This window comes from Providencia sp., from assembly GCF_003533305.1.
GTDB lineage: Bacteria > Pseudomonadota > Gammaproteobacteria > Enterobacterales > Enterobacteriaceae > Providencia.
Genome location: NZ_DOEH01000005.1, coordinates 1 through 19,096 on the forward strand (window position 1 = coordinate 1; position 19,096 = coordinate 19,096).

A 19,096-nucleotide genomic window follows, 5' to 3' on the forward strand; every position below is an offset into this window, starting at 1 on the left:
CGGGTGCCCTCAATTGCCGCCTAACTACAGTTCGAACTATTTAGAGCTAAGGTTATGCAAAAAAACATAGTTTGTTTATTATTTGTACTGAATGAAATTGATTAGGTAAAACTACTCGAACCAAATATTAAAAGGGCTTGCTAACGGGTAGGTCCACTTTGAGGAACAGAAATGATTAATAGTACATTAGATAATCAGTTCGATAATTCATTGGTTTCTAACGCTTTTGGTTTTATGCGTTTCCCTCTGAATTTTCAGCCATACAGCTCAGATGCTGATTGGGTCATTACTGGTGTGCCATTTGATATGGCAACTTCAGGACGAGCGGGGAGCCGTCATGGTCCTGCTGCTATCCGTCAAGTTTCCACCAATCTTGCTTGGGAAGAGAAACGTTGGCCGTGGGATTTTTCTGTAACAGATTATTTGAAAGTGGCAGACTGCGGTGATGTAGTATTTGCATTTGGTGATGCACAAGATATGTGTAATAAACTGCAAGCACATATCGAAAAATTACTGGAATCAGGTAAACAATGCTTAACATTTGGTGGTGACCACTTTGTTACTCTACCTTTGTTACGTGCTCATGCTAAACACTTTGGTAAAATGGCATTAGTCCACTTTGATGCACATACCGATACTTACGGCAACGGTAGCAAATTTGACCACGGAACTATGTTTTTTCATGCACCGAATGAAGGTCTGATTGATCCAAAGCATTCTGTTCAAATTGGTATTCGTACAGAACATGATACTGATAATGGTTTCACTGTACTGGATGCTGCTCAGGTTAACGATCGTGGCGTTGAAGACATGATTGCACAAATCAAGCAAATCGTCGGTGATATGCCTGTTTATCTGACATTTGATATAGATTGCCTTGATCCTGCATTTGCACCGGGAACTGGAACGCCAGTTATTGGTGGGTTGACTACCGACAGAGCACTAAAATTGTTGCGTGGCATACAATCATTGAATATCGTTGGAATGGATTTAGTGGAAGTTGCACCAGCTTATGACCAATCTGAGATTACAGCGTTGGCAGCTGCAACTATCGCATTAGAAATGTTATACATTCAAGCAGCTAAAAAAATAGCAAAATAATATTATTTATAACGTAAAGGCCGTCTTAATCCGATGGCCTTTGTTTTAAATATCTTCTGATGTCCTGCCTATTAGTACAATTAATCTACCAAATAAAATAAATCGCACTTTTTGCTTGTTTATATCACCTTAATTATTAACGTTAAATTCTTCTCATTCCGCTCAGATACTGTTTTTCTATCGTGATTAAACAGAGATTAAAATTAATTTAGTTTAATGTTTCATTTTAATTAATAATTATGGTTTAAAATTATTATTTTGTAACTTGTTGTCATTATTGTTAACTTATTATTAAGTATTAATCAGCCGTTTTGGCTATCGCTCAGGTGGAGAGAGAGATGAGATTAAAGAATAAAGTGATTTTAGTGACTGGTGCTGCACAAGGTATTGGCCGTGGTATTGCCTTACGTTTGGCTAAAGAGGGTGCAGATATTGCGTTAGTCGATCTGAATAAAGACAAACTTAGTGATGTAGCTAAAGAAATTGAAGCACTAGGCCGTAAAGTGACAACATTTACCGCCGACATCAGTCAACGAGATGAGGTTTTTGCTGCGGTTGCTCATGCAGAGGCACAACTAGGTGGTTTTGATGTGATGATCAACAACGCAGGGATTGCGCAAGTAAAACCTATCGCAGATGTTCGCCAAGAAGATATGGATTTGATTTTTAGAATTAACGTCGATGGCACCCTGTGGGGGATTCAAGCGGCTAGTGAAAAATTCATACAGCGAAAGCAAAAAGGTAAAATCATTAACGCATCCTCGATTGCGGGTCATGATGGTTTTGCGATGCTTGGCGTTTACTCAGCAACTAAATTTGCTGTCCGTGCATTAACCCAAGCTGCTGCAAAAGAGTACGCAAGCGCAGGTATTACTGTCAACTCCTATTGCCCAGGTATTGTTGGGACAGATATGTGGGTTGAGATTGATGAACGCTTCTCTGAGATCACCGGAACACCAAAAGGTGAAACCTATAAAAAATATGTTGAAGGGATTGCATTAGGACGTGCGCAGACACCAGAAGATGTTGCGGGTCTGGTTACATTCTTAGCTAGTGATGATTCAGACTATATTACAGGGCAATCAATCTTAACGGATGGCGGTATAGTTTACCGTTAATTAAGACGAATATTTATTTTGGTTAATGTTAATAGCCGTATCAAATAGATAAGATACGGCTATATTATTGCAGGCTATCTTTAATAATATGTATGTGTGATATCTGATATCGATATACTAAATTTATTGTTAATCATTATCGCGAAATTAACGATTGCAAAATAGCGTTGGCTTGTGTCCAAAGTAATGAACCGCCTTCATCGGCGAATAAATGGTATTCACAATTAGGGAAGCGTTTTGCCAGTGTTTGACCAAAATCAGGTGAATGAACCGAGCTGACATCTAATTTGCCATACCATAGAGAAACTGGGCAGTGAATATCTTCAGGATCAAATTGCCAAGGTTGAAGTGTGATCAATAAATCTTGTATATAACCTTGATTACCTTGGTTAAATGCATGTTCCATACATTGGCTGTATGCAGGAAGAAAGCTATCTTCGCTATAAATATTTTGGTCAACTTCAGCACTACAATTAAGAATAAAAGCTAATAACCATTGAGATGTGACATTTCTAAGTAGCCAATCAGATAAAGCCTCAGGGGTATTAATTGCTTGCTCTTGCATATTAATGATATCAGATCTAAGTAACGCCTTAGTGGCCGGATATTCAAATTGGTCTTGACCCGAAACAAGCGAAAGGGAAACCGGTGCAGCATAATGGGCCAATGCCATTGCAAAGACCGCCCCTTGTGAAAAACCGATTACTGAAAAGTCTTGAATGTGCTGAGCGGCTAATAAGAGTTGAATTTCATCAGCAAAACTTTTCAGTGATTTTTGTGGATCTTGTGTTGAATAGCCTAATCCTGCTCGTTCAGGAACAATAAGACGAAGATTAAGAGCTTCAAGCAAATCAATGCCGAACCCTAGGGAGCCACTCATACCTGCACCTGTGCAGAAGATAACAGGGAAACCTTTTTTAGGGCCAGACTCATACCAAGACAAATTACGTCCATCTGGAAGACTCATCGATAGTTGTCGTGTATTAGTGAGCTTGTTTTTATACATTGTACATTCCTAAAAATGGGATAACACACTTTCATCACGATGAGTTTTATTTTCTAAATGTCGCGAAAAATGTAAGTCTTATCATTTATCCAAATGATAAGTTGATAGTAGCGATTTTAAATTAATAAAGAAGTAAAATGCAAAATCTAATCTTCATAATAGTAATATTTTATAGATAAAGGTGGTGCTATGGCATTCTCAGAATCTGAAAAGCAAATTTTATTAGCCGTAAAAGGGGTAGGTCCCATGGTTATTAGCCGTCTTGAGCAAATGGGATTTAGTTCATTGCAACAGCTGAGTGAGGCTTCGTATGATGAGATTTTAATCTCAGGCGCAGCATTAACAGGCTCAAGTTGTTGGAAAAATAGCCCTCAAGCTAAAAAAGCGGTAGAAGGTGCTATTGCAGCAGCTAAGCTTTCCGCTAATTAGTTTTATTTTTTGACACTTAATCTCTAGTTTTCCATTTTTTACTGCGCAAAATGTTAAGCACTTGGACTGCCATCGAGAAGAACATAGCAAAATAAATGTAGCCCTTAGAAACATGAACTTGTACGCTTTCTAATATCAACGTAAAACCAACTAAAATTAAAAATGATAATGCCAATATTTTAATAGAAGGGTAGCGATCGACAAAATCCCCAATTGATTTGGCGGCAAACATCATAATTAAAACCGAAATGATCACTGCGGCCATCATGATGAATAGATGGTCAGACAACCCAACGGCAGTGATGACGGAGTCTAAACTAAAAATAATATCGAGCAGCGCAATTTGGAAAATAGCCGCCCAAAATGAGCTTATTGGTTTTTGTATAAAGTTATCTTCTTCTCCTTCGATGGTGTCAAAAATTTCCTGACTAGCCTTCCAGATAAGAAAGATACCTCCGGCACATAAAATTAAATCACGAGCAGAAACCATGTGTTCTGCGATGGTAAATAATGGTGTTGTTAAACGTGCCAGCCAAGCAATAGAGGCAAGTAAAGCAAGGCGCATTGCCATTGCTGCAATCAGTCCTATGCGTCTAGCACTGTGCTGTTGATGGGCGGGGAGTTTACTGACGACAATACTTAAAAAAATAATATTATCGATACCTAATACAATTTCGAGAATAGTTAAGGTTGCTAATGCCATCCAAGCATGAGGATCAAGAAGCCACTCAAACATCTTTGTACCTTTAAAATTAAGTATTTTTAAACAGTGATAGCGATATATTATCGTCTGTTTTGGTACAGGCGGTAATTAGATTCGTTAATTTAAATTAAAATGCCTTGCTAATAATGGTGCTGTAAAATCTTTTTTCAAATAAAAACCGCGGGGTAGGGTCAAAATCGGTTGGCCAAATTCACCAATTGCCTCCGTTAATGCTTTGTTATTCGCCGCTTTTGGGCGAATTTGTAGTACCTGACCATGACGCGCTGTAATTGCTTCAACTTTACCTAGCACAATTAAATCCATCAGTTCTTCCCAGTCTTGTCGCAGTAATTGTTCCTCAAGTGGTGATGGGCTCCAAATTAATGGGTTAGCTACCCGTCGTAGTGCTAAGGGAATTTGCCGTTCTCCTTCGATGGGAAACCAAAGAACGCGAGATAGTTTACGCCTTACATGACTATTTTCCCATGTTAAACCGCTATTTCCTGTTAAAGGAGCGACAGAAACAAACGTCGTTTCAAGTGGAATGCCTTGGCTGTCAATGGGAATTGTTTTTAGTTCAATGCCAATATTGGCAAAGTCTTGTTCTGCTTTACTGCCCGCCGTCGCTCCTAAAAAATATTCAATGAGCATGCCAACCCAGCCTTTATCGCGCTTTAAATTAGGTGGGATAGGAAGCCCTGCCATTTGAGCTAATTCTCCTAATGTATATCCAGCAAGCGCTCGCGCTCTATCCATTAGGATAGATTCATTTTCAGGCGGTAGTGGTGACGTAAATTGCATAATATTTTTAAGTGTTATGTTTTAGGGATAGTTATTTTTTGTGAATTATTTTTGTATGAAAATTAATCAAAAATAATTAACGATGTGGATAGAGTATAACACTTTTTCATTATTATTTTTAATGGCATGATTTATATGAATATAATCTTTATTTTGTTAATGAAAATTTTATTATTTTTCGGGTTATTCAACTTCATCCCGAGATAATCACAGGGTCATGCACTAGGTTATCCACAGGATTTCTGGATAACTGTCAAAAGCAGTGATTACTGTGTGCATTTACAGGCTTGACGGATGCGATTATTTGAACTTTGTCACATAATTTGATTAAGTTAAACCCATTAGTTGTGGATAAATCAGACATTGTTTGATCTTTGTTCAGTTCAAGTCTTGGAGAAAATTCAGGATAAAACTAACAGTGGATAAAAAAGATTTTTTTGTTATATCTTATTGAATTTTAATTATTAATTTTATTATTTGTATCTGTACTAAAAATAGAGGATTGGGATATACCCTGATTACTATCTGGTTGTTAACATAGATATCCACAGAAAAAGTGAATAACATCCTTGTTACGCTCTTTTATTGTTTATAACTATTGCTATTTCTGTTAATTATCCTCAGAGGGCTTAAACCATGCTGATTTAAAGTCAAACCAGCCAAAAGTATTCATTCTCACGCCCCGCATTGTGCGTTGACCTTGAAGTTCTAGCCAGTGATGAAAAATAGGGTGAAAAACGTGCGTATCAATTAAGCTTTTACACCATGATTCAATATCCAATTTTTTGTTACGCCATTGGTTTAGTTCATTTTCTAATGTTTCCCCAAGGCACTTACGTAACAAGGGCATTTCATACAAAGTCGCAAAAATGGAAAACTCAAGTGGTTTGAAAAAATTAGCGGTTGTCAGCCAGATATCACTATCAGCATTACCATTGAACCAATCATTATAATCGATGATGTTAATTTTGAGTTCGACGCCTTGAGTGTACAAAACTCGCTTCATTATTTGGCTGATCGCAATAAATTCATGATGATGGCTATAAAACGTAACGGTAAGCTCGGTTAAATCGGTAGGTTTAGGAAGGGCAGTGAGCATTTTACTGTGATGCCAATGCAGTAGTAATCCATAAGCCGGAGCCCAGTGACGTTGATAATAAGGCTCACAGTGCGCCAATAAATTTACTGGAGTTAAAAAACTACATAACCATTGGCGGATATCCTCTCGTGGAAATAATTTAGAACGTTTATCCATGAGTAAAAAATAACAACCTTCTTCCATGCGACTTTCTAACGAATTATTATTATTTTTATCACTATCCATTTTTAATGTGGAACAAACCATTTGTTCTGCAAGTTCAGGCACAACCCAAATAGTGACTTCATCGAGTAAGGCGCGGTAGCCAAAATAGCGGTCGAAGGCGGTGATCGACAACTTTTGAGGGAGATTTTTTTCGACTTGATAAGGCCCTGTACCAATGGGATATTGACTGAAGTTCTCTATACTTTCCCATTCTTTTGGCAAAATAGCAGCGTGGGGGCTACCTAATAGCCAAAGAAATTGTTTATCAGGCTGACTCAGTTTGATATCAATGACATAAGGTTGTGGGGAAGTCACTGATTCAATATGTGAAAATAACGGCCAACCGTTTTTCAAACGTAGCAATGAGTGGATAACATCATCGACTAGCATTTCACGACCATGATGAAAGTAGATAGCAGGACGTAAATAAAAACGCCATTCACTGTCATTATGATTTTGCCAATGATGCGCTAAGCCATCTTCAACTTCCCCTTTTTCCTCATTTATATGAATTAAACCATTAAAAATTTGGCTGATTAAATGAATTTCAGAGCGTCTAATCGGTATTCCAGGCAGTAAAATAGGGAAATCACGATAATAAATAATACGCAGCAGGTTTTTACCTTGTCGATAACTACGCTCTAACTCAGATAAAACCAGTTGACGAATAGTCTCTTTATCGCCGACTAATGCAACTAATTTATCAATACTTTCATCTTTTAATAAACGTTCTGCTTGGGCTTGTTGTAGTTCTAATCCATTGACATGAAAAAGTAATGCTGAGCGTTTTCCTCGTCCCGATTCCGCTTGCCAGCTCAGCCAGCCTTGTCGCTGCATATTATTAAGCAAGGTACGAACATGGCGCCTAGAGCAAAATAAAGTGTCCGCAATATGCTGCAATGTGGTCTCACTATTTTGCCCCTGAAAATTTTGCCAAAGGCGAATAAATTGTGTCTGTAAACGTGGGCTAGACATAAAAGAGGAACTCCGACAAGTATTACATCAATATTAATTTCCTAGAATCGGGTGATAATAGGTTCCAGTAAGTAGCTCGATTGGTCTACAACTTGTAGGCAACTCCCCCTTTATGAGTAATGGTATATATTACCAAGCCGGCGATAGCCGGTTTTTTTTATCCTCGTCATATATCCTCGTCATATTTTGTTCCACAGCCGTGTTGGCTTCACTCGGCTACTCAGGTCACATACTAGTGTATGCTCCCTGAGATATCCTCGTTTGCCGCCTTGCTGTGAAACAAACTATTTAGAGGATAGATTTAGTATTAATTTGTTTTTGTTTTTGTTTTTTTAAGACAAAGACAATTATACACGAAGAAATTAATAGGGAAGTGATTGTTGGATGGGTTAGATTGAAATCGTGATTAATTCCGCATTTTTGAAGCGAAAGCGCAATAAAATACGTAATAGCTAGGTATTATAGGGAAGTAAAAAGCGTCCATTGAGTATGAACGCTTATATTTGGGATGTATTAATTCATAAAAGTAGGGATCTTCTGCTCATATTCTTTAATCTGTTCGACATGTTGCAGAGTCAAACCAATGCTATCTAAACCATTCATCATGCAGTGGCGGCGGAAGCTATCAATTTCAAAATGATAGGTTTTATCACCGGCGGTGACAGTTTGTGCTTCCAAATCAACGGTGAACTGGCAACCTTCATGGTGGTTGACATAATTGAACATTTCATCAACTTGTTGCTCGTTTAATTTAATCGGCAATAATTGATTATTAAATGAGTTACCATAGAAAATATCAGCAAAACTGGGTGCGATAACGACTTGAATCCCAAAATCGGTTAAAGCCCAAGGCGCATGTTCGCGAGAGGAGCCACAACCAAAGTTTTCACGGGCTAATAAAATACTCGCGCCTTTGAAAACTGGTTTATTCAGTACAAAATCAGGGTTAGGTTTTTGACCTGCTTCATCAAGAAAACGCCAGTCATTAAACAGGTGTTGACCAAAACCGGTACGGGTAACTTTTTGTAAAAATTGCTTTGGAATAATCGCATCAGTATCAACGTTAGCTGCGTCTAAAGGAACCACAATGCCGACATGGGTAATTAACTTTTCCATTATTTATCTCCTTTAAACCTGAATATCACGAACGTCAGCAAAATGGCCATTAATAGCTGCCGCGGCTGCCATTGCAGGGCTGACTAAGTGTGTTCGACCAGCGCGGCCTTGTCGACCTTCAAAGTTACGATTACTCGTTGATGCGCAGCGTTCACCCGGATTTAAACGGTCATTATTCATCGCTAAGCACATTGAGCAGCCTGGTAAGCGCCATTCAAAACCTGCATCGATAAATATTTTGTCCAAACCTTCCTGTTCTGCTTGGGCTTTAACAGGGCCTGATCCCGGAACAACTATCGCCTGAACCCCTGATGCGACTTTTTGCCCTTTGGCAATGACCGCAGCGGCACGTAAATCTTCAATACGTGAGTTAGTACATGAACCGATGAAAACTTTATCAATTTTCACGTCAGATAATTTAATACCTGATTCTAATCCCATATAAGCTAATGCTTTTTCTGCTGAAGCACGTTCTACTGGATCGGTAAACGATTCAGGAGCCGGAATCAATTGGTCAATGGCAATCACTTGTCCTGGATTTGTACCCCAAGTAACTTGCGGGGCAATACTATTCGCTTGGATAGTAATGGTTTTATCAAATTGGGCATCATCATCGGTTTTTAACGTTTTCCAGTATGTGATTGCGTCATCCCATAGCTGATCTTTTGGTGCAAATTGACGACCTTTCATATAATTGAAAGTTGTTTCGTCGGGCGCAATAATACCCGCTTTTGCACCTAATTCGATGGCCATGTTACAGACAGTCATACGGCCTTCCATGCTTAAATTTGTAATCGCTTCACCACAAAATTCAACAATATAGCCCGTACCACCTGCACTACCTGTTGTCCCAATGATCGCCAGAACAATATCTTTCGCGGTAATGCCAACCGCGGTTTTACCGACAACTTCAATTTTCATTGTTTTAGCACGCGCTTGTTTCAGCGTTTGCGTTGCCATTACGTGCTCGACTTCAGAAGTGCCGATACCAAATGCTAATGAGCCGAATGCACCGTGCGTTGCTGTGTGGGAATCACCACAGACAATTGTCATACCCGGCAAAGTGATACCTTGTTCCGGCCCCATAACATGCACAATACCTTGAAATTCATGATTTAAATCATATAAGGTAACACCGAATTCTTGGCAGTTTTTCATCAACTCTTGCATTTGAATACGTGCCATATCACCACATGCATTAATATCTTTAGTTTGCGTCGATACGTTATGATCCATGGTGGCAAAAGTCTTGCCCGGTTGATGTAATGGACGATTTTTAGTTCTTAACCCATCAAATGCCTGAGGGGATGTAACTTCATGAACCAAATGACGGTCGATATAAATCAGTGGAATTTCATTATCAACTTCACGAATAACGTGGGCATCATATAATTTCTGATATAAAGTTTTGGCCATGTTACACCTCTTCTGCAATATAGCGGGCAATGATATCACCCATTTCACTGGTACTGATTGAAACACCATCTCCCGCTAAATCACCGGTGCGATAGCCATTCTCTAAAGCCTTATTTACCGCTCTTTCAATCGCATCAGCAGCATCTGTTTGATTTAAACTAAATCTTAATAACATGGATGCAGATAAAATTTGTGCAATAGGGTTAGCGATGTTTTTGCCTGCAATATCCGGTGCTGAGCCACCTGCGGGTTCATACAAACCGAAACCGTCAGCATTTAAACTTGCAGAAGGTAACATTCCCATAGAACCTGTGATCATGGCGCACTCATCTGAAATAATGTCACCAAATAAGTTTGAACATAAAACCACGTCAAACTGAGAAGGTGCTTTAATCATTTGCATTGCTGCGTTGTCGATATACATATGATTAACTTCAACATCTGGATATTCTTTTGCGATTGTATTAACAACTTCGCGCCATAAAACCGAGCTTTGTAATACGTTTGCTTTATCAATTGAGGTAACTTTATTGCTGCGTTTGCGAGCTGATTCAAAGGCAATACGTGCAATACGTTCAATTTCATAGCGATGATAAATTTCAGTATCAAAAGCATATTCATCGTCACCTTCGCCTTTACGACCTTTCGGTTGTCCGAAATAGATCCCGCCAGTTAATTCACGAACACAAAGGATATCAAAACCTTGTGCAGCAATGTCGGCGCGCAATGGACAAAATGCTTCCAACGCTTTATATAGACGAGCAGGGCGCAGGTTACTAAATAATTTAAAATGTTTACGTAAAGGCAATAATGCGCCACGTTCTGGCTGGCTATCTGGGGGTAAATGTTCCCATTTAGGGCCACCTACTGAACCAAACAATACTGCATCGGCGTTTTCGCAACCTGTTACTGTTTCTTCTGGTAAAGGTTTGCCATGGCGGTCGATAGCGGCTCCGCCAACATCATATTCTTTCGTTTCAATAGATATAGCAAAACGCTTGCTAATAGCATCTAGTACTTTGCTCGCTTGTGCCATAACTTCAGGACCAATTCCATCTCCCGGTAATACGGCGATTTGATAGCTCTTAGACATTGTTAAACAGCTTCCTTTGTAATTGATTGTGATTCTTGTTGGTTTATTTTTTGTTTTTGTTTTTCGACTTGTTCTGAGCGCCAGATACTATTTAATACATGTACCATCGCTTTTGCTGAAGATTCAACGATATCTGTTGCTAAACCCATCCCATGGAAACGACGGTTAAAGCATTCTACAACGATATCTACTTGACCTAATGCATTCTCACCGTGGCCTTTGGCAGACAATTGATAAGAAACTAATTTCATTGGGTAATTGGTTATTTTGCTGATGGCTTGATAAATCGCATCTACAGGACCATTACCGGTAGCCGCTTCGGAGATCTCTTTTTCGCCACAGTGCATTTTAACTGTAGCCGTGGCAACAATACTTGAGCCTGATTGCGTGCTGAAGTAATCCATCACAAAATGGTCAGTTTCATCTTGCTGTTTAGCGAAGAATGCCAAGGCTTCTAAGTCATAGTCAAAAACTTGGCCTTTCTTATCTGCTAAGCTTAAGAATGCAGTATACAATTCATCCAATTTGAAATCTTTGCCTTCGCTGTAGCCCATTTCTTCCATACGATGTTTAACTGCTGCGCGACCTGAGCGTGAAGTTAAATTCAATTGAGCTTCTTTTAAGCCAATGGATTCAGGGGTCATTATTTCGTAAGTTTCACGATTTTTTAACACACCATCTTGGTGGATACCCGATGAGTGAGTAAAGGCGTTACTGCCGACAACTGCTTTATTAGCAGGGATTGGGGTATTACATAATTGGCTAACTAATTGGCTGGTACGGTAAATTTCTTTGTGATTGATATTGGTATGTACGCCTAACATTTGTTCGCGCAATTTAATTGCCATAATCACTTCTTCTAATGCCGTATTACCTGCTCGTTCACCTAAACCGTTAATTGTCCCCTCAACCTGGCGTGCGCCTGCTTGGACTGCGCTAATTGAGTTAGCGACTGACATACCTAAGTCATCATGGCAGTGTACTGAAATAACGGCTTTATCAATATTGGGCACGCGATTAAACAAATCTTTGATAATGCCACCAAATTGATAAGGTGTTGTATAACCAACAGTATCTGGAATATTTACAGTGGTTGCACCTGCTTTAATTGCCGCTTCAACGATGCGGCATAAATGGTCTGGATCAGTACGTCCGGCATCTTCACAAGAAAACTCAACATCATCTGTAAAGCGGCGTGCATGTTTGATAGAGCCTACTGCCATCTCAACAATATCATCAAAAGTTTTGCGTAATTTCTTTTCAACGTGTAAAGCAGATGTCGCTAATACCATATGTAAACGGAAGGCTTCTGCAACTTTTAAAGATTCAGCAGCAACATCGATATCATTGATAACACAACGAGACAGTGCGCAAATACGGCTATTTTTGATTTCACGAGCTATGGTTTGTACAGATTCAAAATCGCCAGGAGAGGAAACAGGGAAACCTGCTTCAATAACATCAACACCGAGGCGCTCCAAAGCAAATGCAATTTGTAATTTTTCTTTAACTGATAAACTTGCCTGTAATGCCTGCTCGCCGTCGCGTAATGTGGTATCGAAGATGATGACTTGGTTGCTCATATTGTGTCCCTCATAGACTGAATATTATTTTTATTGAATCTGGTATGTATCGAGTTTGGTATTTATTTTCCCTTCTAATCCGCAGGCATAAAAAAACCCGCGTTTTGCGCGGGTTTTAATGTTTGTGGACAGTGTCTGTTATTTTCTGTCCATAAGCATACCGCGCATATTGGATGCGAGTAGTAGTAGGCTTAGTAGGCGGATAGAAAATGTCATTTTAACTGTCTCTCACTTAACGTTTAATTAATCTGTATTTATAGATACGTGATCTTAATATTAATGTCAATCTTAGATTTTTATCATAATTTTACAGAACATGAATGACGCCCTTAGCTTAGCGATTGTGACTGATTTTCATAATTTTAATGCTGTTTTCATCTATATTTAACGGTGAAAATAAGGGTAAAATTCTTTTAGTGAAGTAGTGCACGTTATGTATTTATTTAATCTATTGATTTTATTGTGTTTTATTTAATTTGGTTCTTTGGGAAGTTGATGAAAGGTCTCTATAGATTAATTTAGGTAATGGCTTCAATTAAGTTAATTATCTAATAAATGAATAATTAAAAATTAATCCGATAATGAGTATGTTTAGCAAGCTAGAAAGATATTTATTATGATTTATTTCTTAAATTGTTTTATTATTTTACAGTGAGTTGTTATGGCTTAAATACGTTATTATAACTCATTACACTGATGAATGTTTTCGTTTTACGATGGTATCTATACTGTGAATCTAATTAATGGATAAAATAATATAAACGTCGTTTTAATAAATGCAGGGAAAGCGAAATAGCTTATCATCGATAAGCTATCTCAAGAATAATATTTAATGAATTTATCAATTCGTCAATGCTGTATTGATGAATTATTTTTTATTAATCAAAAATGATAAATATATTTAGTGGAGTATGAAATGACTGATTTTGAAACGATTTCAACAGCAAAAAAAGAAAGTAGCGATATTCATCTGCGTAATGTTGATTTAAATTTATTAACGGTTTTTGATGTTGTCATGCAAATGCAAAATGTGACAAGAGCAGCACAAGTGTTGGGAATGTCACAACCCGCCGTAAGTAATGCGGTATCACGTTTGAAATCCATGTTTAATGACGAACTATTTGTACGTTATGGCCGAGGAATTCAGCCAACTTCCCGCGCTAAACAACTTTTTGGGCCCGTTAGGCAAGCACTTCAATTAGTTCATAATGAATTACCGGGGGCCGGTTTTGACCCAAAACAAAGTGAAAGAGCATTTAATTTATCAATTTGTTCACCATTAGATATTCGTTTGGCGGCTATTATTGTTGATAAATTTAAAATAGTATCGCCGAATATTAATGTTTTTATTCATTCATTCTTAGATAACAATATTGCTCATCAATTAAAATACCAAGAGATAGATTTTTTTCTTGGCTATAATCAATTCGAAAAATCCGAGTATCAACATAATGTTTTATTTAATGATGAGTTGGTACTTGTGGTGGCAGATAATCATCCTCGAATTGGAAATACTATAACGCAAGATGAATTAATTAATGAAAGGCATGCAATCATGTCAATGGATAATATGGGATCTTTTAGTAAACCTTATTATTATAATACGGAACTATCACATACAGTCAGTTATCAAGGCACTGATTTAAGTAGTGTCTTAAATATTGTCGCTCAAACTGATTTAATGGCAATCGCACCTAAATGGCTTGTTGACCATCATGCAAACCAACTTCAGTTGCGATCAATTGATTTACCTTGGCAAGATAATACGCGCCCATGTTACTTGACGTGGCATGAGTCAACGGCGCGTGACAAAGGTCATCAGTGGATGAAAACACAGTTTTGTCTGATGATTTCCGCACTTTCTGAACAACAATAACGCTGCTTAGATTTGCAATAAGTTACTCATCATGGTGACGATCATGGTGAGTTTTGTAACTGACATAACATTTGCACAAAATTTACATATTATTTCTTTCCTAGGTTCTCTTAAATGGATACACTCCGGATATTCAGCTAACACATGTAAGCTGAAATAATTAGCTGGTTAAGTTATTTGTGAGTGCACCGAATGGCTTAAGTCAATAATGACCTATAGGAAATATACTTTGATTACTGAAAATCTATATCCATACCACTTGGTTAATCGCTTACGTAGCAGAATTGATGCGAAAGAGTCAGCGATCAGGATAGCTTTCAGTCAATGGGATAAAGGAACTCAGAGCGAACTGACTTGGGAAGAAGTGGGCGTACAGACATCTGCTATTGCCCGTCATCTTCTTGCTTTGAATATCGCGACTCAAGAAAATATAGGACTTTTTGCTCAAAACAGCATGAATTGGTCTTTAGTGGATTTGGCTGCTTTACAAATTAGAGCCGTTACCGTTCCGCTATATGCAACGAGTGGGGTTGAACAGTCCGCGTACATTATTAATGACGCAAACATTAAAGTTCTGTTTGTTGGCGCGCAAGAACAATATAGCGTTGCTTGCCAGTTACAGCCTTTATGCCCACAGCTGACGACTATTGTTGTATTAAATGATGATGTTGAACTTATAGATAGTGCGATTACCTCAATGCATTTATCAACATTTATGTCCTTGACTGAAAATCAATATCAAGCTGAATTTGATGAACGCATCGCAGCGCATAATCTTAGCGATTTATTTACCATCATCTATACATCAGGCACAACAGGTGAACCTAAAGGTGTCATGCTTGATTATTACAACATGGCCGCACAGCTTTACCTTCATGATCATCGACTAAAATTAACGCCTGATGATATTTCCTTAAGCTTTCTTCCGTTGTCCCATGTTTTTGAACGGGCATGGAGTTTCTATGTCATGCATACTGGGGCATTGAACGTTTTTCTAACTGATACCAATTTAGTTAAAGAAGCTTTACTTGATGTTAAACCGACAGTGATGTGTGCGGTTCCTCGTTTTTATGAAAAAGTGTTCAGCGCAGTACAAAATAAAGTCTCAAAAGCCTCATTATTGCGCAGAACATTATTTCAATGGGCAATATCTGTAGGGAAGAACAAAATTAAAGCCCTTTCTAAGGGGCATTCTCCATCATTACTTAACCGTGCTTTTTACCCCATTGCTGATAAGTTAGTTTTGAGTAAAATTCGCCAAGGTCTCGGTGGGCGGATTCGTTTCATGCCAGCGGCTGGCGCTCGCCTTGATGATGATGTGATAGCTTTTTTCCTTGCGGCTGGCGTGAACATAAAGTACGGCTACGGCATGACTGAAACCTGTGCGACAGTTTCTTGCTGGGAAGAGGGGCAATATCCATTAGGTTCTATTGGGACACCGCTTTCGGCAATTTCTGTCCGTATTGGTAAAGACGATGAAATTCAAGTGAAAGGGCCTGTTGTAATGAAAGGCTATTATAATCGTCCACAGGAAACGCTTGATACTTTTACTGCTGACGGTTGGCTGAAAACAGGGGATGCCGGTAAAATTGATGCAAATGGTAATTTATATATTACTGATAGGCTCAAGGATCTGATGAAAACCTCTAACGGTAAATATATTGCGCCACAGGTTATTGAAGGCGTATTAGGTCAAGATAAATTTATTGAACACATAGCCGTTATTGCGGATGCACGTAAATTTGTTTCTGCATTGATTGTGCCGTGTTATGAAAGTCTTGAAGAGTATGCGAACTCAATTAACTTGAAATATCGCGATCGTCTTGAGTTACTGAAAGATTCGAATATTGTCGCATTATTTGAAAGTCGTTTAAAAGAATTACAAAAAAATGTTGAAAATTTTCATCAAGTGAAACGTTTTACGTTGCTTCCAGTTAACTTCTCTATGGAAAAAGGTGAGCTGACACCAACGCTGAAATTGCGCCGGAAAATCATTTCTGAGCGTTATCAAATTGAAATTGAGTCAATGTATCGAGAGTAATTGCATTATAAAAGCCGGATATCACCACTTATCCGGCTTTTATTTGTGCTATTTTTGGCCTTTTAATAGTGATTTACCCTTCCTTTTACTTGATGTTTAGTCAATAAATCCATTTATTATTAATGATAAAGACAATGTGAAAAATTAACACACTTTGTACAGAAATGATGTTTGCGTCGTTTCAGCCAGAGCGATATGTTAATAGCCTTAATTACTGTGTTTAAATGATAAAAATTAAAGAGGAAATTCATACCTCTGTTAACTTGCAAAACTAGTCTGGAGACAAACTCATGGAGATGTTGTCGGGAGCTGAAATGGTCATCAAGTCTTTGATTGACCAAGGAGTAAAGCACGTGTTTGGTTATCCAGGCGGTGCGGTATTAGATATCTATGATGCACTTCATACTGTTGGTGGCGTAGAACATATTTTAGTGCGCCATGAGCAAGCTGCTGTACATATGGCAGATGGCTATGCTCGTTCAACGGGAGATGTTGGTGTAGTACTGGTCACATCGGGCCCTGGTGCAACAAACGCAATTACCGGTATTGCTACAGCCTACATGGACTCAATTCCATTGGTTATCTTATCTGGGCAGGTTGCAAGTTCTTTAATTGGCAATGATGCATTCCAAGAATGCGATATGGTGGGAATATCTCGACCGATTGTTAAACACAGTTTTTTAATTAAAAGTGCTGAAGAAATCCCTGAAACTATTAAAAAGGCATTTTATATTGCGGCGAGTGGTCGCCCAGGACCTGTGGTTATCGATTTCCCAAAGGATACGGTTAATCCTGCGTTTAAATTTCCTTATCGTTACCCTGAATCTATTTCTTTGCGTTCTTATAATCCGACCTTACAGGGACATAAAGGACAGATCAAAAAAGCGTTATCTAAATTAGTCGCGGCAAAAAAACCGGTATTTTATATTGGTGGCGGTGCGATTAATGCAAGTTGTACTGCTGAAATCATTGAACTAGCGGAAAAATTACAACTACCTGTTGTTTCAACTTTAATGGGACTTGGCGCTTTTCCTGAAACCCATAAGCAGTCCGTCGGTATGTTAGGTATGCATGGTACTTTTGAAGCAAATAAGGTCATGCATAATTCGGATGTGATTTTCGCGGTAGGCGTGCGCTTTGATGATCGCACCACTAACAACCTAGAGAAATACTGCCCAAATGCAACTGTTATTCAAATTGATGTCGACCCAACGTCAATTTCGAAAACAGTTAATGCGGATATTCCGATTGTTGGTGATGCTAAATTAGCATTAAAACAAATGATTGGTCAGTTGGATCAATCGTCGTCTTCACAAGATCTGCAAGCGTTGGCAGATTGGTGGAAAGATATTGAAGATTGGCGTCGCCAAAAGTGTTTGAGCTATGAAACAAATCCAACCAAAGTTAAGCCTCAGCAAGCGATAGAAACTATTTATCGTTTAACGAAGGGGGAGGCCTATGTCACCTCCGATGTTGGTCAACATCAAATGTTTGCCGCACTTTACTATCCTTTTGATAAACCGCGTCGTTGGATTAATTCAGGGGGGTTAGGTACGATGGGGTTTGGACTACCCGCTGCGCTTGGGGTTAAATTAGCACACCCAGAATCAACGGTCATTTGCGTGACGGGCGATGGCAGTATCCAAATGAATATTCAAGAGCTCTCAACCGCATTGCAATATGGTTTGCCAGTGGTAGTGCTTAACTTGAACAACGGTTTTCTTGGCATGGTAAAACAATGGCAAGATATGATTTATCAAGGCCGTCATTCTCAATCTTATATGCAATCTTTGCCTAACTTTATTAAACTTGCCGAGGCTTATGGTCATGTAGGGATTTCAATTCAATCTCCTGATGAGCTTGAAGAAAAACTAAAACAAGCTTTGGTTGAAGTGAACGAAAATCAACGTTTGGTATTTGTTGATGTCAATATTGATGAAACAGAACATGTTTATCCAATGCAAATCCGCGGTGGTGCAATGGATGAAATGTGGTTGAGCAAAACACAGAGGACCTGATCATGCGTCGTATTTTATCCGTACTATTAGAAAATGAATCAGGTGCATTGTCTCGTGTTATTGGCCTGTTTTCTCAACGAGGTTACAATATTGAAAGCCTGACGGTAGCACCGACAGATGATCCAACATTGTCACGAATGACCATCCAAACCAAAGGTGATGCTAAGGTTCTTGAGCAAATTGAAAAGCAATTGCATAAATTGGTCGATGTACTGCGCGTCAGCGAATTAACAGCCTCTGCGCACATTGAGCGTGAGATTATGTTAGTGAAGTTACAAGCTTCAGGTTATGGTCGTGATGAGATAAAACGCTGTGCTGATATTTTTCGTGGACAAATCGTTGATGTGACGCCCACGCTTTATACCGTTCAGCTAGCGGGTACAAGCGATAAACTGGATGCTTTCCTTGAAGCTGTTCGTGGCGTTGCTGAAATTGTTGAAGTTGTCCGCTCAGGGATCGTCGGTGTTTCTCGTGGTGATAAAATTATGCGATGAAAAATTTATCATCCAAAGGTAGA

Annotated in this window: 15 protein-coding genes; 7 read left to right on the top strand and 8 right to left on the bottom strand. The window is 38.7% G+C overall.

What is annotated here, in order from left to right:
* Positions 1–171 precede the first annotated feature (171 nt).
* Both speB and DD649_RS01260 read left to right on the top strand, forming a co-directional pair.
* Positions 172–1,101 carry an agmatinase gene (gene speB / locus DD649_RS01255; protein WP_294102583.1) on the top strand — a complete coding sequence of 310 codons (930 nt, stop codon included), beginning with the start codon at positions 172–174 and terminating at the stop codon, positions 1,099–1,101.
* Positions 1,102–1,439: 338 nt separating this feature from the next.
* Positions 1,440–2,219 (top strand): acetoin reductase, encoded by a 780-nt coding sequence (locus DD649_RS01260; RefSeq protein WP_294102586.1) that lies wholly within the window; start codon positions 1,440–1,442, stop codon positions 2,217–2,219.
* Positions 2,220–2,355: 136 nt separating this feature from the next.
* Here DD649_RS01260 and DD649_RS01265 read toward each other — a convergent pair whose 3' ends face one another.
* Positions 2,356–3,225 (bottom strand): alpha/beta hydrolase, encoded by an 870-nt coding sequence (locus DD649_RS01265; protein ID WP_294102588.1) that lies wholly within the window; start codon positions 3,223–3,225, stop codon positions 2,356–2,358.
* A 189-nt stretch (positions 3,226–3,414) separates the two neighbouring features.
* Between DD649_RS01265 and DD649_RS01270 the strand changes: the two genes are divergently transcribed.
* Positions 3,415–3,654 (top strand): helix-hairpin-helix domain-containing protein, encoded by a 240-nt coding sequence (locus DD649_RS01270; RefSeq protein WP_294102591.1) that lies wholly within the window; start codon positions 3,415–3,417, stop codon positions 3,652–3,654.
* Between the two features lie 16 nt (positions 3,655–3,670).
* On the opposite strand, the gene DD649_RS01275 is transcribed toward DD649_RS01270, so the two are convergent.
* The 7 genes from DD649_RS01275 to leuA form a co-directional block, all read right to left on the bottom strand.
* Positions 3,671–4,390, bottom strand: coding sequence for a TerC family protein (locus DD649_RS01275; RefSeq protein ID WP_294102592.1), 720 nt, complete (start codon positions 4,388–4,390; stop codon positions 3,671–3,673).
* A gap of 84 nt (positions 4,391–4,474) precedes the next feature.
* The gene (gene mutH / locus DD649_RS01280) at positions 4,475–5,158 is read right to left on the bottom strand and encodes a DNA mismatch repair endonuclease MutH (protein ID WP_294102595.1); all 684 of its coding nucleotides are present in this window, start codon (positions 5,156–5,158) and stop codon (positions 4,475–4,477) included.
* 610 nt (positions 5,159–5,768) lie between these two features.
* A complete protein-coding gene (gene sgrR / locus DD649_RS01285; protein WP_294102596.1) occupies positions 5,769–7,436 on the bottom strand; it encodes an HTH-type transcriptional regulator SgrR in 1,668 nt (555 codons plus the stop codon).
* Between the two features lie 513 nt (positions 7,437–7,949).
* Positions 7,950–8,552, bottom strand: coding sequence for a 3-isopropylmalate dehydratase small subunit (leuD, locus tag DD649_RS01290; RefSeq protein ID WP_294102598.1), 603 nt, complete (start codon positions 8,550–8,552; stop codon positions 7,950–7,952).
* A gap of 12 nt (positions 8,553–8,564) precedes the next feature.
* The gene (gene leuC, locus DD649_RS01295; protein WP_294102601.1) at positions 8,565–9,968 is read right to left on the bottom strand and encodes a 3-isopropylmalate dehydratase large subunit; all 1,404 of its coding nucleotides are present in this window, start codon (positions 9,966–9,968) and stop codon (positions 8,565–8,567) included.
* A 1-nt stretch (position 9,969) separates the two neighbouring features.
* The gene (gene leuB / locus DD649_RS01300; protein WP_294102603.1) at positions 9,970–11,061 is read right to left on the bottom strand and encodes a 3-isopropylmalate dehydrogenase; all 1,092 of its coding nucleotides are present in this window, start codon (positions 11,059–11,061) and stop codon (positions 9,970–9,972) included.
* A 2-nt stretch (positions 11,062–11,063) separates the two neighbouring features.
* Entirely contained in the window at positions 11,064–12,644 is a 1,581-nt protein-coding gene (leuA, locus tag DD649_RS01305; protein WP_294102605.1) for a 2-isopropylmalate synthase, read from the bottom strand.
* A gap of 916 nt (positions 12,645–13,560) precedes the next feature.
* On the opposite strand from leuA, the gene leuO reads away from it, so the two are divergent.
* The 4 genes from leuO (at position 13,561) to ilvN (ending at position 19,073) form a co-directional block, all read left to right on the top strand.
* The gene (leuO, locus tag DD649_RS01310) at positions 13,561–14,520 is read left to right on the top strand and encodes a transcriptional regulator LeuO (RefSeq protein ID WP_294102608.1); all 960 of its coding nucleotides are present in this window, start codon (positions 13,561–13,563) and stop codon (positions 14,518–14,520) included.
* A 208-nt stretch (positions 14,521–14,728) separates the two neighbouring features.
* Positions 14,729–16,561: a long-chain fatty acid--CoA ligase gene (locus DD649_RS01315; RefSeq protein ID WP_294102610.1), complete on the top strand. Its 1,833-nt coding sequence runs from the start codon at positions 14,729–14,731 to the stop codon at positions 16,559–16,561.
* A gap of 290 nt (positions 16,562–16,851) precedes the next feature.
* Positions 16,852–18,579, top strand: coding sequence for an acetolactate synthase 3 large subunit (gene ilvI, locus DD649_RS01320; RefSeq protein ID WP_336428697.1), 1,728 nt, complete (start codon positions 16,852–16,854; stop codon positions 18,577–18,579).
* A gap of 2 nt (positions 18,580–18,581) precedes the next feature.
* Positions 18,582–19,073 carry an acetolactate synthase small subunit gene (ilvN, locus tag DD649_RS01325; RefSeq protein ID WP_336428699.1) on the top strand — a complete coding sequence of 164 codons (492 nt, stop codon included), beginning with the start codon at positions 18,582–18,584 and terminating at the stop codon, positions 19,071–19,073.
* Positions 19,074–19,096 lie beyond the last annotated feature (23 nt).